The organism is Mycolicibacter nonchromogenicus (assembly GCF_002101775.1).
Taxonomy (GTDB): domain Bacteria; phylum Actinomycetota; class Actinomycetes; order Mycobacteriales; family Mycobacteriaceae; genus Mycobacterium; species Mycobacterium nonchromogenicum.
The window spans coordinates 50,623-74,888 of the sequence record NZ_LQPI01000036.1; the positions used below are offsets into that span (position 1 = coordinate 50,623).

At 67.3% G+C, this 24,266-nt stretch carries 27 protein-coding genes; 13 read left to right on the plus strand and 14 right to left on the minus strand.

Annotated elements, in window-relative coordinates:
- The first annotated feature begins 1 nt into the window (after position 1).
- The 5 genes from dapF to AWC18_RS07790 all read left to right on the plus strand — a co-directional run bounded on the left by dapF (position 2) and on the right by AWC18_RS07790 (position 7,344).
- Positions 2 to 880: a diaminopimelate epimerase gene (gene dapF / locus AWC18_RS07770; RefSeq protein WP_064996313.1), complete on the plus strand. Its 879-nt coding sequence runs from the start codon at positions 2 to 4 to the stop codon at positions 878 to 880.
- Entirely contained in the window at positions 877 to 2,298 is a 1,422-nt protein-coding gene (gene hflX, locus AWC18_RS07775) for a GTPase HflX (RefSeq protein ID WP_207504672.1), read from the plus strand. The genes dapF and hflX overlap by 4 nt, the downstream gene beginning before the upstream one ends.
- Before the next feature lie 190 nt (positions 2,299 to 2,488).
- Entirely contained in the window at positions 2,489 to 3,859 is a 1,371-nt protein-coding gene (locus tag AWC18_RS07780; protein ID WP_064996238.1) for a DEAD/DEAH box helicase, read from the plus strand.
- A gap of 81 nt (positions 3,860 to 3,940) precedes the next feature.
- Complete coding sequence (locus tag AWC18_RS07785; RefSeq protein WP_064996237.1) at positions 3,941 to 5,101, plus strand: acyl-CoA dehydrogenase family protein; 1,161 nt, start codon at positions 3,941 to 3,943, stop codon at positions 5,099 to 5,101.
- Between the two features lie 236 nt (positions 5,102 to 5,337).
- Positions 5,338 to 7,344: an LGFP repeat-containing protein gene (locus AWC18_RS07790; protein ID WP_234784326.1), complete on the plus strand. Its 2,007-nt coding sequence runs from the start codon at positions 5,338 to 5,340 to the stop codon at positions 7,342 to 7,344.
- A 167-nt stretch (positions 7,345 to 7,511) separates the two neighbouring features.
- On the opposite strand, the gene lexA is transcribed toward AWC18_RS07790, so the two are convergent.
- Complete coding sequence (gene lexA, locus AWC18_RS07795) at positions 7,512 to 8,198, minus strand: transcriptional repressor LexA (RefSeq protein WP_064996235.1); 687 nt, start codon at positions 8,196 to 8,198, stop codon at positions 7,512 to 7,514.
- A 213-nt stretch (positions 8,199 to 8,411) separates the two neighbouring features.
- Between lexA and AWC18_RS07800 the strand changes: the two genes are divergently transcribed.
- From AWC18_RS07800 to AWC18_RS07810, 3 genes are all read left to right on the plus strand, one after another.
- A complete protein-coding gene (locus tag AWC18_RS07800; RefSeq protein ID WP_064996312.1) occupies positions 8,412 to 8,912 on the plus strand; it encodes a LysM peptidoglycan-binding domain-containing protein in 501 nt (166 codons plus the stop codon).
- Positions 8,913 to 9,058: 146 nt separating this feature from the next.
- On the plus strand, positions 9,059 to 9,523 hold the full coding sequence (gene nrdR, locus AWC18_RS07805; protein ID WP_064996311.1) for a transcriptional regulator NrdR: 465 nt from the start codon (positions 9,059 to 9,061) through the stop codon (positions 9,521 to 9,523).
- A gap of 36 nt (positions 9,524 to 9,559) precedes the next feature.
- Positions 9,560 to 10,054, plus strand: a complete 495-nt coding sequence (locus AWC18_RS07810; RefSeq protein WP_064996234.1) for a peroxynitrite isomerase — start codon at positions 9,560 to 9,562, stop codon at positions 10,052 to 10,054.
- Positions 10,055 to 10,063: 9 nt separating this feature from the next.
- Here AWC18_RS07810 and AWC18_RS07815 read toward each other — a convergent pair whose 3' ends face one another.
- Complete coding sequence (locus AWC18_RS07815) at positions 10,064 to 11,041, minus strand: proteasome assembly chaperone family protein (RefSeq protein WP_064996310.1); 978 nt, start codon at positions 11,039 to 11,041, stop codon at positions 10,064 to 10,066.
- A 187-nt stretch (positions 11,042 to 11,228) separates the two neighbouring features.
- Positions 11,229 to 12,644 (minus strand): Si-specific NAD(P)(+) transhydrogenase, encoded by a 1,416-nt coding sequence (gene sthA / locus AWC18_RS07820; protein ID WP_064996233.1) that lies wholly within the window; start codon positions 12,642 to 12,644, stop codon positions 11,229 to 11,231.
- A 141-nt stretch (positions 12,645 to 12,785) separates the two neighbouring features.
- Here sthA and AWC18_RS07825 point away from each other — a divergent pair, with 141 nt between their 5' ends.
- Positions 12,786 to 13,841 (plus strand): DUF4192 domain-containing protein, encoded by a 1,056-nt coding sequence (locus AWC18_RS07825; RefSeq protein WP_085138342.1) that lies wholly within the window; start codon positions 12,786 to 12,788, stop codon positions 13,839 to 13,841.
- A gap of 10 nt (positions 13,842 to 13,851) precedes the next feature.
- On the opposite strand, the gene AWC18_RS07830 is transcribed toward AWC18_RS07825, so the two are convergent.
- From AWC18_RS07830 to AWC18_RS07840, 3 genes are all read right to left on the minus strand, one after another.
- Positions 13,852 to 14,541 (minus strand): iron-dependent transcriptional repressor DtxR, encoded by a 690-nt coding sequence (locus AWC18_RS07830; RefSeq protein ID WP_064996232.1) that lies wholly within the window; start codon positions 14,539 to 14,541, stop codon positions 13,852 to 13,854.
- Positions 14,542 to 14,675: 134 nt separating this feature from the next.
- Complete coding sequence (locus AWC18_RS07835; protein ID WP_064996231.1) at positions 14,676 to 15,641, minus strand: sigma-70 family RNA polymerase sigma factor; 966 nt, start codon at positions 15,639 to 15,641, stop codon at positions 14,676 to 14,678.
- A 128-nt stretch (positions 15,642 to 15,769) separates the two neighbouring features.
- On the minus strand, positions 15,770 to 16,195 hold the full coding sequence (locus tag AWC18_RS07840) for a DUF3099 domain-containing protein (protein WP_064996230.1): 426 nt from the start codon (positions 16,193 to 16,195) through the stop codon (positions 15,770 to 15,772).
- Between the two features lie 65 nt (positions 16,196 to 16,260).
- On the opposite strand from AWC18_RS07840, the gene AWC18_RS07845 reads away from it, so the two are divergent.
- On the plus strand, positions 16,261 to 16,500 hold the full coding sequence (locus AWC18_RS07845) for a DUF3039 domain-containing protein (protein WP_064996308.1): 240 nt from the start codon (positions 16,261 to 16,263) through the stop codon (positions 16,498 to 16,500).
- Here AWC18_RS07845 and AWC18_RS07850 read toward each other — a convergent pair.
- Positions 16,487 to 17,443 (minus strand): YihY/virulence factor BrkB family protein, encoded by a 957-nt coding sequence (locus AWC18_RS07850; protein ID WP_064996229.1) that lies wholly within the window; start codon positions 17,441 to 17,443, stop codon positions 16,487 to 16,489. The genes AWC18_RS07845 and AWC18_RS07850 overlap by 14 nt on opposite strands.
- 74 nt (positions 17,444 to 17,517) lie before the next feature.
- On the minus strand, positions 17,518 to 17,712 hold the full coding sequence (locus AWC18_RS07855; RefSeq protein WP_046285837.1) for a DUF7455 domain-containing protein: 195 nt from the start codon (positions 17,710 to 17,712) through the stop codon (positions 17,518 to 17,520).
- A 119-nt stretch (positions 17,713 to 17,831) separates the two neighbouring features.
- On the opposite strand from AWC18_RS07855, the gene AWC18_RS07860 reads away from it, so the two are divergent.
- Positions 17,832 to 18,197 (plus strand): DUF952 domain-containing protein, encoded by a 366-nt coding sequence (locus AWC18_RS07860; protein WP_064996307.1) that lies wholly within the window; start codon positions 17,832 to 17,834, stop codon positions 18,195 to 18,197.
- On the opposite strand, the gene AWC18_RS07865 is transcribed toward AWC18_RS07860, so the two are convergent.
- From AWC18_RS07865 to cei, 5 genes are all read right to left on the minus strand, one after another.
- Positions 18,148 to 18,435 (minus strand): hypothetical protein, encoded by a 288-nt coding sequence (locus AWC18_RS07865; protein WP_064996227.1) that lies wholly within the window; start codon positions 18,433 to 18,435, stop codon positions 18,148 to 18,150. The two genes, AWC18_RS07860 and AWC18_RS07865, sit on opposite strands and share 50 nt — an antisense overlap.
- A gap of 36 nt (positions 18,436 to 18,471) precedes the next feature.
- Positions 18,472 to 19,548: a methyltransferase gene (locus tag AWC18_RS07870; protein ID WP_064996226.1), complete on the minus strand. Its 1,077-nt coding sequence runs from the start codon at positions 19,546 to 19,548 to the stop codon at positions 18,472 to 18,474.
- Positions 19,549 to 19,557: 9 nt separating this feature from the next.
- Positions 19,558 to 21,078: an RNA polymerase sigma factor gene (locus AWC18_RS07875; protein ID WP_064996306.1), complete on the minus strand. Its 1,521-nt coding sequence runs from the start codon at positions 21,076 to 21,078 to the stop codon at positions 19,558 to 19,560.
- 185 nt (positions 21,079 to 21,263) lie between these two features.
- Positions 21,264 to 22,070, minus strand: coding sequence for a polyphosphate--glucose phosphotransferase (gene ppgK / locus AWC18_RS07880; RefSeq protein ID WP_064996225.1), 807 nt, complete (start codon positions 22,068 to 22,070; stop codon positions 21,264 to 21,266).
- Between the two features lie 26 nt (positions 22,071 to 22,096).
- Positions 22,097 to 22,747 carry an envelope integrity protein Cei gene (gene cei, locus AWC18_RS07885; RefSeq protein WP_064996224.1) on the minus strand — a complete coding sequence of 217 codons (651 nt, stop codon included), beginning with the start codon at positions 22,745 to 22,747 and terminating at the stop codon, positions 22,097 to 22,099.
- Between the two features lie 170 nt (positions 22,748 to 22,917).
- Between cei and AWC18_RS07890 the strand changes: the two genes are divergently transcribed.
- The gene (locus AWC18_RS07890) at positions 22,918 to 23,220 is read left to right on the plus strand and encodes a DUF4193 domain-containing protein (RefSeq protein WP_013829371.1); all 303 of its coding nucleotides are present in this window, start codon (positions 22,918 to 22,920) and stop codon (positions 23,218 to 23,220) included.
- 70 nt (positions 23,221 to 23,290) lie between these two features.
- Here AWC18_RS07890 and AWC18_RS07895 read toward each other — a convergent pair whose 3' ends face one another.
- Positions 23,291 to 23,776 (minus strand): DUF3093 domain-containing protein, encoded by a 486-nt coding sequence (locus AWC18_RS07895; RefSeq protein ID WP_064996223.1) that lies wholly within the window; start codon positions 23,774 to 23,776, stop codon positions 23,291 to 23,293.
- Between the two features lie 25 nt (positions 23,777 to 23,801).
- Between AWC18_RS07895 and dut the strand changes: the two genes are divergently transcribed.
- Positions 23,802 to 24,266, plus strand: a complete 465-nt coding sequence (gene dut, locus AWC18_RS07900; protein WP_064996222.1) for a dUTP diphosphatase — start codon at positions 23,802 to 23,804, stop codon at positions 24,264 to 24,266.

Here is a 24,266-nt window from a genome sequence, read left to right on the forward strand (position 1 = left end):
CATGCTTTTCGTCAAGGGTCACGGCACCCAGAACGACTTCGTGTTGCTGCCGGACCTCGACGCGGCACTGAAGCTGACCCCTGCCGCGGTGGCCGCGCTGTGCGATCGTCGCCGCGGCCTGGGTGCCGACGGTCTGTTGCGGGTGACCACCGCCGGGGCCGCAGCGAGCGCAGGAGTGCTCGACCAGCTGCCCGAAGGAGTCGCGGCGGGCGACTGGTTCATGGACTACCGCAACGCCGACGGCTCGGTGGCCGAGATGTGCGGCAACGGAGTCCGGGTGTTCGCGCACTATCTGCGTGCCGCCGGCCTGGAATCCCGCGACGAGTTCGTGGTCGGTTCGCTGGCCGGGCCGCGGCCGGTGACCGTGCACCACGCCGACGAGGTGCACGCCGAGGTCACCGTCGATATGGGTAAACCGAACCTGCTCGGTAGTTCCGGACCGGCATTTGAGGCACTGGTCGGGGGCCGGCGGTTCGCCGGCCTGGGGGTTGACGTCGGCAACCCGCACCTGGCCTGCGTCGATCCGGGGCTGTCCCGGGCAGAGCTGGCCGCCCTGGATGTCGGCGCCCCGGTGTCCTTCGACGCCACGCAATTCCCGAACGGGGTGAACGTGGAGATCCTGACCGCTCCGCAGGACGGCGCGGTGGCCATGCGGGTGCATGAGCGCGGGGTCGGGGAGACCCGCTCGTGCGGCACCGGGACGGTGGCCGCCGTGGTGGCGGCCCTGGCGCATACCGGAGCCTCCACCGGCGCGCTGCGAGTCGACATCCCCGGCGGAGCGGTCAGCGTCACCGTCACCGAGGCGGGCAGCTACCTGCGCGGCCCGTCGGAGCTGGTGGCACGCGGCGACATCGCACCGCGGTGGTGGGCGGCCCAGTGAACTATTCCGACTCGAGGCCGCAGCCCAGCACGGGTGAGCTGAACCTCGACGACCGCGCGGCGCTGCGCCGCGTCGCCGGTCTTTCCACCGAACTCGCCGACATCTCCGAGGTCGAATACCGCCAACTGCGGCTGGAGCGCGTGGTGCTGGTCGGGGTGTGGACCGAGGGCACCGCCGCCGAGGCCGACGCCAGCATGGTCGAACTTGCGGCGTTGGCCGAAACCGCCGGTTCGCAAGTGCTCGAAGGCCTGATCCAGCGACGCGAACGGCCCGACCCGGCCACCTACATCGGTTCCGGCAAGGCCCAGGAACTGCGGGAGATGGTGCTGGCCACCGGCGCCGACACCGTGATCTGCGATGGCGAGCTGTCCCCGGCGCAGCTGAACGCGCTGGAGAAGGCGGTCAAGGTCAAGGTGATCGACCGCACCGCGCTGATTCTCGACATCTTCGCCCAGCACGCCACCAGCGCCGAGGGCAAGGCGCAGGTGGCGCTCGCGCAGATGCAGTACATGCTGCCGCGGCTGCGTGGCTGGGGCGAGTCGATGTCACGGCAGGCCGGTGGCCGGGCCGGTGGCGCCGGCGGCGGGGTGGGCACGCGCGGTCCCGGTGAGACCAAGATCGAGACCGACCGGCGCCGCATCCGGGAGCGGATGTCCAAACTGCGCCGCGAGATCAAGGCGATGAAGCAGGTGCGGGACACTCAGCGCAGCCGCCGCCGGCACAGCGATGTCCCTTCGGTGGCGATCGTCGGTTACACCAACGCGGGCAAGTCCAGCCTGCTCAACGCGCTGACCGGTGCCGGGGTGCTGGTTCAGGATGCGTTGTTCGCCACACTGGAACCCACCACGCGCCGTGGGCAATTCGACGATGACCGCCCGTTTGTGCTGACCGACACAGTCGGTTTCGTGCGGCATCTGCCCACCCAGTTGGTGGAGGCGTTCCGTTCCACGCTGGAGGAGGTGGCCGACGCCGATCTGCTGGTGCATGTGGTCGACGGCTCCGACCCGGCGCCGCTGGCGCAGATCAGCGCGGTGCGCGAGGTGATCTCGGAAGTGATCGCCGAACACGATTCCGGGCCGGGTGGTCAGCGTGCTCCGGAACTGTTGGTGGTCAACAAGATTGACGCGGCCGGAGATCTCGCGCTGGCGCAGCTGCGGCGTGCTTTGCCCGAAGCGGTGTTCGTCTCAGCGCACACCGGCGAGGGCATCGACGCGCTGCGTCAACGGATGGGGCAGTTGGTGGCGCCGGTCGACACCGCGGTTGATGTTGTCATCCCTTACGGGCGTGGCGATTTGGTGGCCCGCGTGCATGAGCACGGTCGCGTGCAGCAGGCTGAGCACGGCGAGGGCGGTACCCGCATCCGCGCCCGCGTGCCCGCGGCATTGGCGGCCAGTCTGCGGGAATTCGCCGCGTTTTAGGCAATGTGGCGCCGGTGCGATAGGCTGGTGCTCACGCGTCGTGGAACGCTTACTCACCGCCGTCATGGCCGTGAAGCTCTTCTCGCGGCGATCGCTATTGCCACCAGGCAATCTCGCCAACTCTGTGTTGCAGACAGATCTGTGCCGTCTGACGGCCGCTGCGGCACAGCCTATGCCCGAAAGGCATCTCATGACTACCAATTCATTTGCCGACCTCGGCGTGCCCGCTGACCTTGTCGGTGTGCTCGCCGCGAGCGGTATCGCCGCTCCCTTCCCCATCCAGGTCGCGACCCTGCCGGACAGCCTGGCCGGCCGCGATGTGCTCGGCCGGGGCAAGACCGGCAGCGGCAAGACGCTGGCGTTCTCACTGCCGCTGGTGGCCCGGCTGGCCGGCGAGAGGCGACGTCCCGCGCGGCCGAGTGGCCTGGTGCTGGCACCCACCCGGGAGCTGGCCACCCAGATCGCCGCAACGCTGGAGCCGTTGGCGCAGGCCAGTGGGCTGAAGGTGACCACCATCTTCGGCGGGGTGTCGCAGAACCGTCAGGTGGCCGCGCTCAACGCCGGCGCCGACATCGTGGTGGCCTGCCCGGGCCGTCTCGAAGACCTGATGAAACAGCGGCTGATCACACTGGACGCGGTGCGCATCAGCGTGCTGGACGAAGCCGACCACATGGCCGATCTCGGATTCCTGCCGGGAGTCACCCGCATTCTGGCCGCGACCGCGGAAACCGGTCAGCGACTGCTGTTTTCGGCGACCCTGGACAATGGGGTCGACAAGCTGGTCCGGCGCTTTTTGCGGAACCCGGTGTCGCACTCCGTCGATGAACTCGACGCGCCCCCTCCGGCAATGACCCATCACGTGTTCCACGTCTCCGGTCTTCAGGACAAGAAGGACTTGGTGCAGCTGTTGGCATCGGGCACCGGGCGCCGGATCCTGTTCCTGCGCACGAAGCATCAGGCACGGAAACTGGCCCGCCAGCTCACCGAGTCCGGTGTGCCGTCGGTCGATCTGCACGGCAACCTGTCCCAGCCCGCCCGCGAGCGCAACCTCGCGGCATTCTCCGACGGGGATGTCCGAGTCCTGGTGGCCACCGACATCGCCGCGCGTGGCGTTCACGTCGACGAGGTGGAGCTGGTGGTCCACGTGGACCCGCCCGCCGAGCACAAGGCCTACCTGCACCGGTCCGGCCGGACCGCACGGGCCGGCAGCGCCGGAGATGTCGTCACCGTGGTCCTGCCCGAGCAGCGCCGCGAGACCCAGGTGCTGCTGCGCCGCGCCGGGATCAGCGTCGCCCCCCAACAGGTGGCCGTCGATTCCGCTTCGGTGCTCGCGCTGGTGGGGGAGGTGGCCCCGTTGCGGGCGCCCGCGCCGGTGGCCCCGAAGGCCGCTCCGCCGGCCCGCGCCAAGCTTTCACCGGGCCAGACCTCGCCGGGCCAGTCCGGTCGCCCGCGGCGCCGTCGCGGCGGCGGCGGGACTGCGCAGCCTGCCTCGCAGGCCGATGGCCGGGGTCGCCAGCGCGCCGGCGCCGGATCGCGGCGACAGAGTGCGGCAGTGCGTTAGCACCGACACCCACCAGTGCGTCGCCCAACCATCCGGTTGGTCTATTCTCGTCCCAAAGTTCCGTCGACCGGAGGTCAGGCAATGAGTGCCGCAGTCAAGTACCAGCGAACCCTGTTCGAGCCCGAACACGAACTGTTCCGGGAGTCGTTCCGCGCCTTCCTGGATCGGCACGCCGCGCCTTACCAGGAGGAGTGGGAGAAGGCCAAGATCGTCGACCGCTCCGTGTGGCTTGAGGCCGGCAAGCAGGGCTTCTTGGGCATGGCGGTGCCCGAACAGTACGGCGGCGGCGGCAACCCGGACTTCCGCTACAACACGATCATCACCGAGGAAGTCACCGCCGGCCGCTACAGCGGCTTGGGTTTCAGCCTGCACAACGACGTCTGCGCGCCGTACCTGCTGGAACTGTGCAATGAAGAGCAGAAGCAGCGCTGGCTGCCCAAGTTCTGCACGGGCGAGCTGATCACCGCGATCGCGATGACCGAGCCGGGCACCGGCAGTGACCTGCAGGGCATCAAGACCCGGGCGGTCCGGCAGGGCGACCACTATGTGCTCAACGGTTCCAAGACGTTCATCACCAACGGCATCCACTCCGACCTGGTGATCGTGGTCGCCCAGACCGACCCCGAGAAGGGCGCCCAGGGCTTCTCCCTGCTGGTCGTGGAGCGCGGGATGGAGGGCTTCGAGCGCGGCCGTCACCTGGACAAGATCGGTTTGGACGCCCAGGACACCGCCGAGCTGTCCTTCACCGACGTCCATGTCCCGGTGGAGAACCTGCTCGGAGAAGAGGGCAAGGGCTTCATCTATCTGATGCAGAACCTGCCGCAGGAGCGGATCTCGATCGCGATCATGGCCGCCGGCGCGATGGAGGCGGTGCTGGAGCAGACGATCCAGTACACCAAGGAGCGCAAGGCGTTCGGTAAGCCGATCGGCAGTTTCCAGAACAGCCGGTTCCTGCTGGCCGAGCTGGCCACCGAGGCCACCGTGGTGCGGATGCTGGTCGACGAGTTCGTGCGGCTGCACCTGGACAAGAAGCTCACCGTCGAGCAGGCCGCGATGGCCAAGTGGTATGCCACTGAGAAGCAGGTGCACCTGATCGACCGCTGCCTGCAGCTGCACGGTGGATACGGCTACATGCGCGAATACCCGGTTGCACGGGCTTATCTGGATGCCCGTGTTCAGACCATTTACGGTGGCACCACCGAGATCATGAAAGAGATCATCGGCCGCAGCCTCGGCGTCTAGCGACGCTTTCGGGAAGGATTTGGCGCCCATTGCGGCGCTGCAAGGGGCGCTACCTGCACGTTTGGTAGCGCCCCTTGTTCCGTTCGGCGCAGCCGGTTTGGCATCATTTCAGCATCGGCTGGGTATCTGTTTCCGCAATATCGGTGACACGGCTTCGAATCTCGGGCCGATTGCGGGAAAGTCTAAGCCGGAAACATTTGCGTCGATAATGTCGATAATGATGCCTGGGAGGGCTGGTGACTAGTCGGAAAGATCGGTTCGGCAACACGGCGGTGCGCATGGCGCTCGGCCTGGCGGCGACGGTCACCGTGCTCTTGTCGGTGCAGACCGCTGCTGCGACGCCCGACAGTGATGCCCACGACGCCATTACGGCGGCATGGGAGGCGGCAGGTGGCGATGGGTCGCCGCTGGGTCCGCCCAAGGGCGACGTGCACCCGGCCGGGGTCGGATTCGCCCAGGACTTCGCCGGTGGCACCGTTTTCTTCACCCCGGAGACCGGCGCGAAGGCGCTGTACGGTGCGATCCTCGACAAGTACGAGGCGCTGGGCGGCGCGGCCGATAACGGCCTCGGATTCCCCAGCAGCGATGAACTGCCCGGGCTGGTTCCGGACAGTCGGGTGGCCATCCTGTCCGGCGCCGACAACCCGGTGATCTTCTGGACACCCGAACACGGCGCCCACGTGGTGCGCGGACCCATCAACGCAGCATGGGACAAGCTGGGCAGCTCCACCGGCGCGCTCGGGGTTCCGGTCGAGGACGAGAGCTACGACGGTGCCGTGGTCACCCAGAAGTTCAGCAATGGTGCGCTGTCCTTCGACAGTGCGACCAGGACGTTCACCTCGGTTCCGCCGGAGCTGGCGGAGCAGCTGGCCGATCTGCAGGTTCAGGTCGACGCGGCGGCCGCCATCGACCAGGCCTGGCGCAGTGCCGGCGGTCCCGCCGGAGCGCTGGGGGCCAAGCAGGGCGATCAGTACCCCGTCGGCGACAACGGCGGCGTGGGCCAGGACTTCGCCCACGGCAAGGTCTACTTCAGCCCGGTGACCGGCGCCAATGCCGTCCTGGGTGAAGTTCTGGCCAAGTACGAGTCACTGGGCGGTCCCGCCGGCAGTGACCTCGGCTTCCCGATCACCGGCACGGCTGACGGTGCGATCCCGGGCAGCAAATTCAATTCGTTCGCCGCTGACGACGAGCCGGTGATCTTCTTCAGCCCCGACAACGGTGCCTTCGTGGTGCGCGGCGCGGTGAAGGCGGCGTGGGACAAGCTCGACGCAGCCGCCGGAAAGCTGGGCGCCCCGGTGGGTGATGCGACCGTCGAAGGTGACGTGGTGTCGCAGAAGTTCACCGGCGGGTTGATCGCCTGGAACCAGGCGAACAGCACGTTCAGCACGGAACCGGCTGAGTTGGCGGAATCGCTGTCGGGCCTGCAGATTCCCGGGCTGATCCTGCCCGACGGCAGCAAGGCGACGTCGACTGGGCCGGCCAAGGAAACGCACTGGAACTGGATGTGGGTCTTGATCCCGGTTGCCGTACTGGCGGTGCTGGGCGCCCTCGGCGGCGCGGCTATGTGGTGGCAGCGGCGTCGTCCGGCCGCCGTCCTGCCCGACTCGCCGGCTGCCGGGCCGGCCCCGGTCGCCGACGACTACGACGACGGCGCCGAGCAGTGGGCCCACCACGAATCGCGCGACGACCACCGCGACGACTCTCGTGAGCACGAGGGCACGGTTCGACTGCCGAGTCGCTACGGCGCTTCCGCATCGCCGTATGTGTCCGAGCCTGAGCTGCCCGTCTCCTCACCCCCGGATGCGCCGTGGCTGCACTATGGCGAGCACGAGAGCGAGGCGGAAGTCGACGACGATGACGACACCGACACCGCCCCCACCCGGGTGGTGACCGAAGAAGAGTTCGGCACCGGCCGGCACGCCGTGGGTCAGGCCGGCGCGGGGTCGGACCCGCGCGGCTTCGGCGGCGGCGCGGAGCCCCGCCGGTTCGGCGGCGGCACGGACACTCGCACGGTGGGCGGCGGCGAATCGCGCACCTTCGGCGTCGACGAATCGGCGCACCCGGTGATGCACCTGCCGCTGGACGACCCGTACCAGCAGCCGAAGGGCTACCCGATCAAGGCGAACATCGGCTCGGGGCTCTACTACACCCCGCAGAACGCCCTGTATGACGACACGCTCGCCGAGATCTGGTTTGCCACCGAGGACGCGGCACGGCTCAACGGCTTCACTCGGGCCGGCTGATCACCGGCGGGTTTCGTACCCGCTGCGGGCCGGCCCGATGGTGCGTCACTGCGCTGCGGTAGGCCGGCATGCGTGCGGGCTGCGTTGTGTTCCAGGTGCTTTCGGACAGCCTTGGCTGATGTCTGGCGCCGACAGCTCGTCGAACGGTGGGCGCGGCGCGGGCGTGATCAGATCTTTCGGATGACGGTCACGACCTTGCCCAGCACCACCGCGTCGTTGCCGGGGATGGGGTCGAAAATCGGGTTGTGCGGCATCAGCCACACCTGGCCGCCAGTGCGTTTGAACGTCTTGACGGTGGCCTCGCCGTCGATCATGGCGGCCACGATGTCGCCGTTGTCGGCGACGTTCTGCTGACGCACCACAACCCAGTCGCCGTCGCAGATCGCGGCGTCCACCATCGATTCGCCGACCACCTTGAGCAGGAACAACTCTCCTTCGCCGACCAGCTCGCGGGGGAGCGGGAAGACATCCTCAACGGCCTCCTCGGCCAGGATCGGCCCACCGGCCGCGATCCGGCCCAGGACCGGAACGAAAGTGGGCTCGGGCAGTGCATCCGAGCCGGCAAAGTCGGTGCGCTGCACGGCCTCGGCGGCGCCGGCCACGTCGTCCTGGCTACGCACATCGACAGCACGGGGACGGTTGGGGTCACGCCGCAGGTAGCCCTTGCGCTCGAGCGTGCGGAGCTGGTGGGCCACCGAGGACGTCGAAGTCAGCCCGACGGCGTCGCCGATCTCGCGGATGCTCGGCGGATAACCACGCTCGTTGACCGAGGCGCGGATGACGTTCAGGATCGTGCGCTGCCGGGCGGTCAGCGCTGAGTCCGGGCCCGTCGAGTTACTGCTGCTGTCACTCATGGGGGCGAATCTAGTCCCACGACGGGGATTAATCAAACATGTGTTCGAGGTGTGTCGCGGGACGTTCGAAACTGTCGGCGACTTGTCGGACCCCTTCGCTAATGTTTTCGACAACGATTCGATCACATGTTCGGACTTCGAACATACAATCGATTAGTATTCGAACAGTCGAGCGAACAGGGTCGCCGACGCCGAGTGAGGGAGAACCGCAACATGATGCTCATCGACACGATCGCTCCGACATTCGAGCCGGCCGGAAACGAGCGGACGCAGGCGCATCGCGGTTCCCGGACGTCGGGCCGCGCCTACCCGATCCGCACCCAGCCGGCACGGCTGGTCCGGCAGCGGCCGGGCGGCGCCCCGCTGCGCCACCGCGGCGCCGGGGTGCGGATGTCGCGGGCACCGCACCGGCCGCAGCCGGCGAAAGCCATCACCCCGGCGACCACCGTCATGCTGGCCCTGATCGCCGCCGGGATCACCGTGTGGCTCGGGTTGATCGCCCAGTTCGGGGCGGCGGCGGCCGGCAGCACGTCGGCGGTGCCCGACCAACTCGGCGTAGTGCGGGTCCAGAGCGGGGAGACACTGGCGCACCTGGCGGCCCGTGTCGCACCGGACGCGCCCGCCGGACAGGTCATCGAGCGCATCCGTGAGCTCAACAGTCTGGAATCGGTGGCCCTCGACGCCGGTCAGACGCTGATCGCGCCGTTGGGCTGAGGCGGCAGGTGTCGGTTCGGTCGCCGTCTGCGGCCACTGCTGAGCGCCGGCGGCAACCCGCGCAGGTAGGCTCACAGTTGTCCCAGTGGTCCACGGAGCCCCAGCTGTCTGAGGGCCTGGGCTCCCGGCACGGCGAAGGAGCGGCGTTGCACTGTCCGTTTTGTCGCCATCCAGACTCCCGGGTGGTGGATTCCCGCGAAGCCGATGACGGTCAGGCGATCCGCCGGCGGCGTTCCTGTCCGGAATGCGGTCGTCGGTTCTCCACGGTGGAGACCGCGGTGTTGGCAGTGGTGAAACGCAGTGGCGTGACCGAGCCGTTCAGCCGGGAGAAGGTCATCCGCGGCGTTCGCCGGGCCTGCCAGGGGCGTCAGGTCGACGACGACGCGCTGAACCTGCTGGCGCAGCAGGTGGAAGACGCTGTGCGCGCGGCGGGTTCGCCGGAGATTCCCAGTCACGAGGTGGGTCTGGCGATCCTGGGCCCGCTGCGCGAACTCGACGAAGTCGCATATCTGCGATTCGCCTCGGTGTACCGGTCCTTTTCGTCGGCCGCCGACTTCGAGCGGGAGATCGAGGCGCTGCGCGAACATCGCGAGATGCCCAGTACCAGTTGAGCCGTGCGGTGAATCGCGGCGCACTACGCTTGCGGCATGGCACCCGAGTTGCATCCAAACCTGGTGGAGCTGGCCCCGCTGTTGGGCACCTGGTCAGGTCGGGGCTCCGGGGTGTATCCCACGATCGCGTCGTTCGACTACCTCGAAGAGGTGGTTTTCTCGCACGTCGGCAAGCCGTTTCTGGTCTACGGCCAAAAGACCAAGTCGCCCGATGAGGGCCTGCCCCTACATGCCGAGACCGGCTACCTGCGGGTGCCGCAGCCCGGTCAGATCGAGTGGGTGCTGGCGCATCCCAGCGGCATCACCGAGATCGAGGTCGGCAGCTATACGGTCACCGCCAAGGGTGTGGACCTGCAGATGACCGCACCGACGATCGGGCTGGCGCCGACAGCCAAAGAAGTGACCGTCCTGAGCCGCCACTACCGTCTCGACGGCGATGAGTTGTCCTACACCCTGGACATGGGCGCAGTCGGCCAGCCCGCGCAGAACCACCTCACCGCCACGCTTTGCCGAACCACCGGCCCGGCATAGCCCCACCGATCAGTCGTCGCCGTCGAGGTTCTTCTTGGCCTCTTGGGCCAGGAAGCGTTCGAACTCGGCACCGAGTTCGTCGGCACTGGGCAGCTCCTCGTCGCGTGACAGCAGCGACCGGTTTTCCTGGGCGGTGATGAATGCGTCGTACTGACGTTCCAGGGCCGCCACCACTTGGGCCACCTCGGCACTCGCTTCGACCTGCTGATCGATCTTGGCCCGGATTTCGGCCGCGGAGTCGCGAAGCTGGGCCAGCGGCAACTCCAGCGAGCCGGTCTGGGCGGCCTGCTTGAGCAGCGCCTCGGCGGCTTCGGGGTAGTCGGTCTGAGCCACGTAATGCGGCACGTGCACGGTGAAGCCGACCACCTCGTGGCCGTGTTGGGCCATCCGGTACTCCAACAGGTTGGATGCGCTGCCGGGAACCTGGACCTCAGTGATCCACGGCGTGAATTCGCTGATCAACTCGCGGTTGTTGGAATGCGCGGTCAACGTCACGGGCCGGGTGTGCGGTACCGCCATGGGGATCGTGCCCAACCCGATAGTCCGGCGCACCCCGAGCTGCTCGGCCAGCAGTCGCACCGCGGTGATGAACCGCTCCCACTTCAGGTCGGGCTCCATGCCCGCCAACAGCAGGAACGGGGTGCCCGCACTGTCCCGCAGGGCGTGCAGGTTCAGCTCGGGTTCGGTGTAGTGGGTGAAGTGGTCGGACTTGAACGTCATCAGCGGCCGCCGCGACCGGTAGTCCAGCAGGTCGTCGATCGCGAACGATGCCACCAGCTCGCTGTCCAAGCTGTTCTTGAGGTGTTTGGCGGCAAGGCGGATCGCGTGGCCGGCGTCGGAGAAGCCCTCCAGGGCATGAATCAGGACCGGGCCCTCGCCGTTCGCCGACATCAGCTGTGGTGCCGGCACCTCCAGCTCGTACATGCCGTTCTGCTCGACGTGGTAGTGCCGGTCCCGGTCGGAACCGTTGTCCGGGTAGTCGGGCATCGCCTTCGCCTCCTCGTTGTGTGTATCGCAACGGATCTCGCAACGGATCGCACTGTCCATTTTCCCCCACCGGGGAAGGCACGCCGAAAACGGTGTGCACTTGTTTTCCACAACGTACGGGGTGCTCCCCGGTGTTCCGCGGCGCCGACGGCGTTCGCTGAGCGAGTAAAGGGCCCGCGCCCGTATCTCAGCTGCGGAATTGTTGCAGGGCCCGCATTTTATTCATGACGTCCAATGCGGCGTTCTTGTATGCCTCGGAGAAGGTCGGGTAGTTGAATACCGCATCCACGAGGTATTCCACCGTGCCGCCGCATCCCATGACGGCCTGGCCGATGTGCACCATCTCGGTCGCGTTGGTACCGAAGATGTGCACGCCGAGCAGCGTCAGGTCGGTGGTCGACACCAGCAGCTTGAGCATGCCGTACGAGTCGCCGGCGATCTGCCCGCGGGCCAGCTCGCGATACCGGGCCACCCCCACCTCGTACGGGATCGCGTTGCGGGTCAGCTCCGATTCGGTCGCCCCCACATAGGAGACCTCGGGGATCGAGTAGATCCCGATCGGCTGCAGTTCGGTGATGCCCACGGTCGGTTCGCCGAAGGCATGGTAGGCGGCCAGGCGGCCCTGCTCCATCGATGTCGCCGCCAGCGCCGGGAAACCGATCACATCGCCGACGGCGTAGATGTGTTTGACCGAGGTCTGGAACATCTCGTCGACCACGATGCGGCCTCGCTCGTCGGCGGCCAGGCCCGCCTTGGCCAAGTCGAGGTGGGCGGTATGGCCTTGACGCCCGGCCGAGTACATCACCGTCTCGGCGGGGATCTGTTTGCCGCTGGCCAACGTGGTGACGGTGCCGCTGGCGCTGACGTCGACGGCGGTCACCTCCTCGCCGAACCGGAAGGTGACGGCCAGGTCGCGCAGGTGAAAACGCAGGGCCTCCACGACTTCCGGGTCGCAGAACTCCAGCATCGACTCGCGCTTTTCGACCACCGTCACCCTGGTGCCCAGCGCGGCGAACATCGAGGCGTACTCGATTCCGATCACACCGGCGCCGACGACCACCATCGAGGCCGGGATGAATCGCAGGTCGAGGATCCCGTCGGAGTCCAGCACCCGTTCCTCGTCGAACGTGACGCCGGAGGGGCGGACCGGCTTGGTTCCGGTGGCGATGACGATGTAATCACCGGTGATCGTGGTCGTTTCGGCGCCGTCATGGCCGTCGACGACAATCGTGTGCGGGTCGATGAATCGCGCGTGTCCCAACAGTAGGTCGACACGGTTGCGCATCAGCTGGTTGCGCACCACATCGATCTCCTTGCCGATCACGTGCTGGGTGCGCGCCAGCAGATCCGCGGGAGTGATCTTGTCTTTGACCCGGTAGCTGGCGCCGTAGAGGTCGCGCTGGTTCATCCCGGTCAGGTACAGCACCGCCTCACGCAGCGTCTTGGACGGGATGGTGCCGGTATTGACGCAGACGCCCCCGATCATCCGGCCGCGTTCGACCACCGCGACCGATTTGCCGAGCTTGGCCGATGCGATGGCGGCCTTCTGACCCCCCGGACCTGAACCGATCACGATGATGTCGTACTCGCGCTTGGAACCCATGACATTAGACAATTGCGCAAATTCGGACGGTCCTGCACCTCGGCAACCATTTCTTAACAGTTTCCGGTTCATCCCCAACCTGGCGGGCGACCACGCGTGCTCGAGCCCTCGATGACGGTGGTGGTCGTCAACGTTGCTGCCATGACAACCAAGCAATCGGAATTCACGCTGAATCGGCCCGGAGCCCTCATCGCTGCGCTGCCGGCCATCCTCGGCTTCGTGCCGGAGAAATCCCTGATCCTGGTGGCACTCGACCGGGGCGAATTGGGCTCGGTGTTACGGGTCGATCTGTCGGACGCGCTGGTGGACACCGTGGGGCGGCTGGCGGATGTCGCCGCGGCCGCCGCACCCGCGGCGGCCATCGCGGTGATCGTCGACGCCGCGGGGGCGGGTTGCCCGGTCTGCAATGACCAGCACCGCCGGCTGATCGCCGCGCTGTCGCAAGAGTTGTCGGGCCACGGCATCGTGCTGCTCAGCGCCCACGTGGTGGACCAGGTGGCCCACGGCGGGCGGTGGCACTGTGCCGACGGGTGCGGCGCCGGCGGCCCGGTCGACGATCCAGCGGCCTCGCCGCTGGCAGCCGCCGCGGTGTTGGAGGGAAGGCGGCTGTATGCCCGGCGAGCCGACCTGCAGGCGGTCATCACACCCGATGACACGGCACGGTGCGCCGCGGTGGCCGCGGCGATCGAAGACTGTGCGGCACAGTGGGCGGCGGGGGAGGGCGATACCCGGGACCGGGCCCGCCGCGACGTCGAGCAGACGGTGGCCGCCGTCGTCGCACTGGCGGGCGGCCGGGAACCCACCGCGATGGAGCTGGCGCGGCTGGGCTGCCCGCTCACCGACGTGTTGGTCCGGGACACCCTGTGCGGGTTGGCGATCGGGGAGCGCGCAGATGAAGCCGAGCGGCTCTGGTCGGCGTTGGCACGGAATCTCCCCGAACCGTGGCGGGCGGAGGCACTGGTCCTGCTGGCGTTCAGCGCCTATGCCCGTGGCGACGGGCCGCTGGCCGGGGTATCGCTGGAGGCTGCGTTGCGCGGCAAACCGGGGCATCGGATGGCCGGTCTGCTCGACACCGCCCTGCAGTCGGGGCTGCGGCCGGAGCGCATCCGCGGACTGGCGGACACCGGCTATCGACTGGCCCAACAGATCGGGGTGCAGCTGCCCGCGCGGCAGGGGTTCGGCCAGCAGGCCGGCTGAGACGGGGGTGTCAGACCTTCTGGACCTTGACGGCGTGCGCCATCTCGTAGGGCAGGCTGACGTCGGTGTGGCCGGGGATCACGATGGTCACACCGTCGTCCCCTTCGGCCTGCACGGTCACCCTGGCGCTGGGCACCACACCGGCCTCCTTGAGCCGCATGATCAGCTCGATGTCGCCTTGAACGTGCTCGGTGAGCTGACGCACCACCACCGCCACCGGGGAACCGGCCGGCAATTCGGTCAGCCGCACCAGGTCGGAATCGCCGGACGAGCCCATGCCGAAGCCGAGATCGAGCAGGCCGGGAATGGGGTTGCCGAACGGGGAGGTGGTCGGGTTGTCGAGAACTTGGATCAGGCGCCGCTCGACGTCCTCGCTCATCACGTGTTCCCAGCGACAGGCCTCGGCATGCACCTCTTCCAACGGCAGTCCGATGATGTCAACGAGCAGGCGCTCAGCCAGCCGGTGCTTGCGCATCACCGAAACGGCCAGGGTGCGGCCTTTCTCGGTCAGTTCGAGGTGACGGTCGCCCGCCACCCTGAGCAGGCCGTCACGTTCCATCCGGGACACCGTCTGGCTGACGGTCGGACCACTTTGTTCCAGTCGCTCGGCTATCCGCGCGCGCAGGGGGGTGACACCCTCTTCCTCAAGGTCGTAGATCGTCCTGAGGTACATCTCGGTGGTATCAACCAGGTCATTCATTCGGCACCTTCCGTCGCAGCTGAGTCTACTTCGGCAGCCCAGGACACGGTTAGAGCGACGTCCGCACGACGCAACTCCGGCGGGCCACCGATATCGGCGACCCGCCGGAGCGGAACTGTCGGTCCTGGGCCGGGTCAGCTGGCGTACGAGCGCAGGCGGTCGGCGCGCTCGCCGTGGCGCAGCTTGGCCATCACCTCGCGTTCGATCTGGCGGACCCGCTCGCGCGACAGACCGAACAGCTTGCCGATCTGGTCCAGCGTGCGGGGCTGCCCGTCGTCGAGGCCGAACCGCAGGCGGATCACCTGATGCTCGCGTTCGTCGAGGGTGGCCAGCACACTGCGGATGTCGGTGTGCAGCAGTTCGGAGATCACCGCGTTCTCCGCCGACATGGCCTCGGAGTCCTCGATGAAGTCGCCCAGCGGCGCCTCCTCGTCGGAACCCACCGGCATGTCGAGGCTGACCGGGTCGCGGCTGTGCTCGAGCAGGTCGTTGATCTTCTCCGCCGGAATTCCGGACTCGGCGGCCAGCTCCTCATCGGTGGCCTCGCGGCCCAGATGCTGGTGCATCTCGCGCTTGATCCGGGCCAGCTTGTTGACCTGTTCGACCAAATGGACCGGCAGTCGGATGGTGCGGCTCTGATCCGCCATCCCGCGGGTGATGGCCTGGCGGATCCACCAGGTCGCATAGGTGGAGAACTTGAAACCCTTTGCGTAGTCGAACTTCTCCATCGCGCGGATCAACCCCAGGTTGCCTTCCTGGATCAGGTCCAGAAGGGGCATGCCCCGGCCGGTGTAACGCTTGGCCAGTGAGACCACCAGGCGCAGGTTGGCTTCCAACAGGTGCTGCCGGGCGGCCTCGCCGTCTCGTACCACCGCGGCGAGTTCGCGCTTGCGCTTCTCACCGAAGCGCTTACGGGTGTCGAGCAGGTGCTGGGCGTACAGTCCTGCTTCGATCCGCTTGGCAAGCTCGACCTCGTCGGCGGCGTTGAGCAACGCGGTCTTGCCGATCCCGTTGAGATACACGCGCACCAAGTCTGCGGCTGGGCTCTGCGCGTCCAGATCGCCGTCGATCCGACTGGTGGTGGCATCTGCCTTTGCCATTGCGGCCTCCCGTTCATCGGCTTCTGCTGTCACACGTGTCAACGTCCGACACGTATGCAGAGTTCCCGGCCGATCGCATTTCCACACCACCTGACGTGCGGAAATACGGGGATGACCTTGAGAATGTGCTAAGAACCGGTACCGTGTGGCGCTTCGCCGGCGGTGTCGCCGCCCGATTCCGGGCGTTGGGGCCGCTCCAGGGCTGGGCGTGAGCCGGTGGGAAACAGCGGGGTACGAGTGGGCGCCGCCTCATAGCGGCGGGGCTCATCGGCGCTGCGAGGAGGCCGGTCGTTGGCGATCAGCACGGCCATCCAGGGCAGCGGGATCGATGCCACCAGGATCAGCAGGGAAATCAGCCCGTTGTGCCAGATCCCGTAGGCGACCGAGGCCAGGATCAGCGCAGGCACCCGAAACGCCATCAAGGTCAGGTACTTGCGTACCCGATCGCGGTGCTGCTGCTCGTAGGACGGGGCCGCCGCAGTGATCAGGACCGGTCGGCCATCGTCGTCGAAACCCAGCTCGGGGCCGTGCTTCATCACTCCACTGTCCCACACGAGCGATTTGGTGGCACGAGGGGTTTTGGAAGATCTCCGGATCTGGGCACAATGGGGACATGGGAATACAGACCGACACCCTCGAACGCACCGATTCCGAGGAACGCGTCGATGACGGGACCGGCGGTGACACCCCGAAGTACTTCCACTACGTCAAGAAGGACAAGATCGCCGAGAGCGCGGTCATGGGCACGCACGTGGTTGCACTGTGCGGCGAGGTCTTCCCCGTGACCAAGTCGGCCAAGCCCGGCTCCCCGGTCTGTCCGGACTGCAAGAAGATCTACGCGACGCTCAAGCGGGCTTGACCGGATCGGTGGCGTCATTGTCGGGGTCGGTCCGACCCCGCCCCGCCACCACCCAGGTACGCAGCTGGTGCAGGTGGGTGGCCTGCGCGGGCCACTCCTCTTGGACCGCCGCGTTCAGCTCGGCGCCCAGCATGATGGCGAAGCCGAGCAGGAACGCGAACAACAGGAACGCGATGGGTGTCGCCAGCGCGCCGTAGGTGTAGCCGGTGCTGGTGATGTAGCGCAGGTAGATCCGCAGCCCCATCGTCGCCACCACGAACACGGTGGTGGCCAGCAGTGCGCCGAACACCAGACGATGCGAGGGCAGGGGTTTGGGCAGCGAGACCCGGTAGAGCACGGTGACTGCGACCAGCAGACCCAACACCAGTGCCGGGTAGTAGCCGAACCGCAGCACGTCGGTCCAGCCGGCCGGGAGGCGCTCGGCCACCGCGTGCGGTCCCAATGCGGCGAACGGCGCGGTGGCCACGGCGATCACCAGCATTGCGACGTAGAGACCCAAGGCAAAGAAGCGCTGGCGCACGGGATGTCGCAGCGGAGTCTGATCGTGCGCCTCGACCACCGAGTCGACGAACGCCGAGATCGCCGAGGAGCCGGCCCACAAGGAGATCACGAATCCCAGCGACACGACCTCGCCGCGGGCATTGGCCACGATGTCTCGCACGGTGGGCTCGATGATCTCCACCACGACGTTCTTCGAGAAGAAGCTGCTGGCCATGCTGATCAGCCGGTCCTGGATGGTGGCCAGTGTGTTCGGTCCGAACAGTGGCGCCACGTAGGACAGGCTGCCCAGCATTCCCAACAGCAGCGGTGGCAGTGACAACACCGACCAGAACCCCGCCTGGGCCGATTCGGCGAAGATGGAATCGTCCCAGCTCTTGACCAGAGTGCGGCGGGCAATACGCAACAGGTGATGTCGGGAAGGCTTCGGAATCTGGTCACTCATGACCAGCCCAGCATCCCTGACGGGCGCTGCTATTGCACAATTGCGCAGACGGGCGTGTTGGCTGCCCGCTCGCGTTAGGCCTCAGTCGCTGCGCTCACCTGAATCACGGCGGCCAGCTCGATCAGCTTGGCTTCGTGTTCGTTCGCGTGGTGTTGGCAGAAAAGCAATTCGGCGCCGGAGGGCAGCGTGGCTCGTACCCGTGCGGCGGCACCGCACCGGTCGCATCGATCAGCCCGGGTCAATTCGGGACTGGTCAGAGTCGCGTTCATGGGCTCCTCCGTTCTCGCGGTTGCTCTCAAGTGTGTCAGACGCCGGCGGGTTCGGCGTTGTTCCCGGGTTCGGCTGTGTCGTGTCTCACCCCGGCGACGCGTACGGCAGGATCGGTGCCATGACCTCATCCCCGATCCCGTCCGGTGTGTTGGTGCACCTGTGCAGTGCCGGCGACTGGGCCCGGGCGCAGGCGGTTGGGGCGCTGCGTCCGGAGTCCTTGGACAGCGTGGGATTCGTGCACCTGTCGACCCCGCAGCAAGTGCATCTGCCCGCGAACCGGTTATATCGGGGCTGCGCGGATCTGGTGTTGCTGCAGGTTGATCCGGCCAAAGTCGGCGCACCGGTGCGCTGGGAGCCGGGCGTGCCGAGCGATCCGGAGGCAATGCTGTTCCCGCATCTGTACGGGCCGTTGCCCGTGGAGGCGGTGATCAGTGTCAGTGATTATCGGCCCGGCCCGGACGGCGTATTCGGCCCGGCTGGTTGAGGTTGATCGGGGTGGTCGGTTTGGCTGCCGACGCCCGGGTGAGTTCGCTACGGGCGAACGTGCTCTGCGCCTTATTGATCAAGGCGGCGGGCACCCGCGGCCAGGCGGCGGCGACCGCGTTGATCGCGTCGAGCACAGCGGGATTCAGATCGGCATCCGGCGGCACCCGGTGGCCGTGGGTGGCGGCACGCTTCAACAACGCGGCGAAGGTCGCCCGCGACGCGTCATCCGTCGGCATGCTGGGCGATCCTACGCCGCGGCCGCCGCGGACGCCTCAGACCGCTCGCGCCTCGACGATTGCCAGCGGGCTGGTGGTGGGCACGACACGCTTCAACTCGAAGCCTGCCTGGGACAGCAACTCGCCGTACTCCCGTCGGGTGCGTTCCTGCCCACCGGCCGAAACCAGCATCTCCAGATCGAGTACCAAACCCAGGTGAGCGGGCGCGCCCTCGGGCAGCACCATCTCGAACAGCAGTACCTTGCCACCGGGCGCGATGGCCCTGCGGACAGAGCGCAGAATCGCCAAGGACTGTTCGTCGTCCCAGTCGTGGATGACGGTCTTGAGCAGATACGTGTCGCCGCCGGCGGGGACCGACTCGAAGAACGACCCGCCCTGGATATCGCAGCGTGATGCCACGTCCGCGATCGTCGGGCCGGCGCCGGCCACCACCTGTGGCAGGTCGAACAGCACACCGCGAGCATGCGGTGCCTGACGCAGCACAGCGGCCAGCAGCGCGCCGTGGCCGCCGCCCACGTCCACGATCAGCTTGCTGCTGCTGAAATCGTATGCAGGCACGGCGCTTTCGATAGCCACGGCGGACGCTCCGGTCATGGCGTCGTTGAACACCTGCGCCAGCTCGGGGTCAAGGTCCAGATAGGAGAAGAAGGGCATTCCGCGAACCTTGCCGACGCCGGTCTCGCCGGTCCGTACGGAGTGCTCCAGGTGCGACCAGTGTTCCCGATGAGCCGGGTGGCCGATGAACGCGACCATCGGGGCCACGCTGTTCGCACTGTTCGAGGCCAGCGCACGCCCGGTGCGGGTCAACGCGAATCGGCCGTCACGGCGCAGTTTCAGCACGGACTGGCTGGCCAGTGCGCGCAGCAGCCGGAACGTGGCGCGCGGGTCGGTGCCCACTCGGTGGGCGACCTCGTCGGCGGTCAGTGGGCCGTCGGTGAGCGCATCGATGATCCCGAGTCGTACCGCGGCAGCAAGCGCCTGGGCAGACCAGGCGCTGAACCCCAGTTCCAGGACGGCGACGGAGGCGGGCACGGTGGCCTGGAGCAGACGCTGTAAGCCACCACGAAAAGCGTTGACGGCGTTGAGTACCGCCGTGGGAGGAGTTTTTGCCATGTCGCTTTCTTAGTCGAGGTAGTCGCGCAGTACCTGGGACCGGCTGGGGTGGCGCAACTTCGACATCGTCTTCGACTCGATCTGGCGGATGCGCTCGCGGGTGACACCGTAGACCTGACCGATCTCGTCGAGGGTACGGGGCTGGCCGTCGGTGAGGCCGAACCGCAGCCGCACCACGCCGGCCTCACGCTCGGAGAGCGTCTCGAGGACCGACTGCAGCTGGTCTTGGAGCAGGGTGAACGACACGGCGTCCACCGCCACGACGGCTTCACTGTCCTCGATGAAGTCACCGAGCTGCGAGTCGCCTTCGTCGCCGATGGTCTGGTCCAGAGAGATCGGCTCGCGGGCGTACTGCTGGATCTCCAGCACCTTCTCCGGGGTGATGTCCATCTCCCGGGCCAATTCCTCGGGGGTGGGCTCGCGGCCCAGATCCTGCAGCAGCTCGCGCTGGATGCGGCCGAGCTTGTTGATCACCTCGACCATGTGCACCGGGATGCGGATGGTGCGTGCCTGGTCGGCCATGGCACGTGTGATGGCCTGGCGGATCCACCAGGTCGCGTACGTGGAGAATTTGTAGCCCTTGGTGTAGTCGAACTTCTCCACCGCGCGGATCAGACCCAGGTTGCCTTCCTGGATCAGGTCCAGGAACGCCATCCCGCGGCCGGTGTACCGCTTGGCCAGCGACACCACCAGGCGCAGGTTGGCTTCGAGCAGGTGGTTCTTGGCGCGGTCCCCGTCGCGGCAGATCCACGCCATGTCCCGGCGGTAGGCGACCGCCAGCTTCTCGCCCTTTTCGGCGTGCTCGGCCATCTTCTGGGTGGCGAACAGTCCGGCCTCGATCCGCTTGGCCAGCTCGACTTCCTCTTCGGCGTTGAGCAGCGCGACCTTGCCGATCTGCTTGAGGTAAGCGCGCACCGAGTCGGCGGAGGCGGTGAGCTCGGCGTCCTTGCGAGCTTGACGCAGCGCCTCGGATTCCTCTTCATCCCAGACGAAGTCGCCGGAGGCCTTGTCCTTCTCGCTGGGCTCGGCGATCTCGTCGTCGTCGCCTTCCTCGGCGTCCTCGGCCGCGTCTGCCGCCGGAGTGACGACGGCGCCGTCGTCCCCGGCGACCGCTTCGGTGTCGTCGTCGAGTTCGTCCAGGCTCAGGTCGGCTTCGTCGATGTCTTCCACACCGGGTTCGCCGTCCAGCTCAACATCGGTCTCGAGGTCCTCGGGCGCCAAGTCGGCGCCGGTGGTCTTCGCGCTGGCCTTGGTGGCCTTGGTCGCTTTGGTGGCCTTCTTCGCCGGGCCTCGAGTCGCGCGGGTCGCGGGCTTAGCCGCGCCGTCCGCGGCAGCGGCGCGTGCCGTCGATTTCGTGGCCTTCTTGGCGGGCGCTGCTTTGGTGGCCTTGGCCGCGGTCCGCTTGGCGGGCGCTGCGGCGGCTTTGGCGGGAGCCTTGGCAGGCGACTTCGCGGCGGCTTTGGCGGGTGCCTTGGTGGCACTGCCCTTCTTGGGCTCCTCAGTCGCCGGCTGTGCCTTGCTCGCTGCCACGTCCATCCCTTCGGTCGGACTGACTTTCAGGTTGCAGGGTCGTGCGCAACCGAAAGTGTCGGGTATATCGAATGTCGGCTCTATTTCAGTTGGTGATCAACTGGGATAGTCGCCGCTATCGGTAGGCGGCCGCCGTCGACCATTGTAACGACAGGGTGAGGCGGGAATCGCCGAGCGGGCATTATTCAGCGGGTCACGTCGGTTGCGGACGCCATCGCGGCCCCCACGATCCCCGCGCTGTTCTGCAGTGTCGCGGCGACCACCGGGGTCCGGTTGCCCAGCAGCGGCACCCACTGATCAGCTTTGCGGCTGATACCGCCCCCGACGATGATCAGGTCCGGGCAGAGCGCATTCTCGATCGCAATCAGCACCATGGTCACCTGTTTGGCCCATTTCTCCATGGACCACTTCTTGCGCTCCTTGACCGAGGCGGCGGCCCGGTGTTCGGCTTCCTTGCCGCCCACCTCGATATGGCCGAGTTCGGTGTTGGGCAGCAGCTTTCCGTTGTGGATCACCGCCGAGCCGATCCCGGTCCCGAAGGTGAGCAACACAACCACCCCGCTGTTGCCCTTGCCCGCACCGAAGCGCTCTTCGGCCAGCCCGGCGGCGTCGGCATCGTTGAGGATGACGACTTCCTGGCCGTCGAGTTCGGCGGCGATGGTCTCCTGCGCGTTCAGCCCGATCCAGGACTTGTCCACGTTTGCGGCGGTCCGCACCACGCCGTCGACCACGACACCGGGATAGGTGACACCCAGTGGGCCGGTCCACCCGAAGTCCCGGACCACCGCAGCAACGGTCTGGGCGACCGCGACCGGTGTGGCCGGGCTCGGTGTCGGCAACTTGAAACGCTCGCCGATCAGTGCGCCGGTGTCCAGGTCGACGACGCCGCCCTTGATGCCGCTGCCGCCCACATCGACGCCGAAGCCGCGTCGTTGCCGGTGTGCACCGGCGATCGGACGGTCCCCGATCGGGGAGGGAGCGGGGTCGGTCATCGAGTCTCCTCTTCGGCGATCGGTCGTCAGCAGGTGCCGGAATGAATCTTGGTCAGCAGTGCGGGGTCGGGCAACCCGGTGGCGTCCGGACGCAGGCCGGCCAGCGCGGCCTCGATGTCGTCGCTGTGGGACAGGCCGACGAAATCGCTGCCGACGGCCAGGTCCACCGAATCGTCGGTGCGGTCGTCGCGGAACAGTTCGGTGCACGGCGCCACCAACCACAGCGCCGCCGCGGCGGCTTGGCCCGCCGGTCCGAAGCGAATCTGGCCCTGGCAGTCCAGCCGGTCGTCGGCGTAGATGGGGTCGTTGGCGGCGGTCGGCTGGGCGAAGCCGTCGTCGCGCAGCGCGTCGGCGACATCGGCGGCCTGGCCCGCGCGGCCGCTGGCGTTGAGGACGCGGGCTTTGACGTCGGCCAGTTTCGCCGGGGTGCTGTTGATCATCGCGGCGCGTGGCACCTGAGTGCCCAGTCGCGGCTGGTCGGGCTCGGTGGGTGCCGGTGGGGCATTGCACACCGCGACCTCATGGACATCGACCGGCCGGGTGAGTGCCACCCCCCATGCGACGGCGGTCAGCGACACGAGTCCGGCCAGCGCGTAGGCGGCCGGCCGGTTGTTGCGTCGCCGGAACGGCCGACCGTGCTTGTCGAACTCGGTACCGGTAGTGATTTGCGCGACCACGTACGCACTCTAGAGGGCGCTCTCGAGGGTGATCACCGTGGTCAGCAATGTAATGTGACGTAAATCACACTTGATCTGACGGCGATCCGGGCACGAATCATTTGGTTGATGCGTTCGACGCTGGTACAAAGCTCGCGCAGGGTTTCGAGGGGACTTGAGGGGAGAAGACCATGGCTACCGATTACGACGCCCCGCGGCGCACCGAGACCGACGACGTTTCCGAGGATTCGTTGGAGGAACTCAAGGCGCGGCGTAACGAGGCGCAGTCCGCTGTGGTCGACGTCGACGAGTCCGAATCGGCCGAGTCGTTCGAGCTGCCGGGCGCCGACCTGTCCGGCGAAGAGTTGTCGGTGCGTGTCGTTCCGAAGCAGGCCGACGAATTCACCTGCTCAAGCTGCTTCCTGGTTCAGCACCGCAGCCGTCTGGCCAGCGAAAAGAACGGTGTGATGATCTGCACCGACTGCGCGGCCTGATCGGCCCCGCCCCGCCCTGCTTCGGCGCCCGCGAGCAGCGGGTGCCCCCAGCGCCCCACTGCGGTAGTCGCTAAGCCTGCAAGGCCGCCAGCATCCGCTTCGGATTGCGGCAGCTGACCAGCCAATACGGTGTCGGATCGTCGGGATCATCGAGAACGACCAACATCATCGGCCCCACCCAGCCGCGATGGACCACGTATGCCGCCGGATCCAGCTGGCGGCCCAGTGCTGCCGATTTGGCCGAACGCGGGACCTCGGCGCTGCGCGCGATCGCCGATACCGGCAGATGGGCGTCGCCCACCCACAGCTGCGTTTCCCCGCCGCTTTCGACGACCCGGACCTTGATCCGTCCCAGCCACAGCAGGCCGAAGACGGTGATCGCGAAGAACACCGCGAACGGCAGCCAACCCGGCAGGTTGCGCAGACCCAAACGCACTTCATAGGCCATCAGGCCGTTACCGAAAAACCCCAGCGGCCACCACCACCACGGCACCCACAACTGTTCGCTGTAGCGCACCGTTGGCGATGCCCGATGGTTCAGGCGCGATCCCGACACGCGGTTAAGAGTAGTCTTGCGCCTCGTGTCACCCAGTCTTGCGGTTGTTCGCCTGGATCCGGATCTTCCACTGCCGAGCCGCGCTCATGCCGGCGATGCCGGGGTCGACCTCTACAGCGCTGTCGATGTCGAGTTGGGCCCAGGTCAGCGTGCTCTGGTGCCCACCGGGATCGCGGTGGCGATTCCTTTCGGCATGGTGGGCCTGGTCCACCCCCGGTCGGGTTTGGCTGCGCGGGTGGGGCTTTCGATTGTCAACAGTCCTGGCACCATCGATGCGGGCTATCGTGGTGAGATAAAGGTCTCGTTGGTCAACCTGGACCCGACCACGCCGATCGAAATCAACCGCGGCGACCGCATCGCCCAGTTGCTGGTGCAGCGGGTCGAGCTTCCGGAACTGGTGGAGGTGACCTCGTTCGATGAGGCCGGGCTGGAACCGACCACCCGTGGTTCCGGTGGACATGGGTCCTCCGGCGGGCACGCGAGCCTGTGA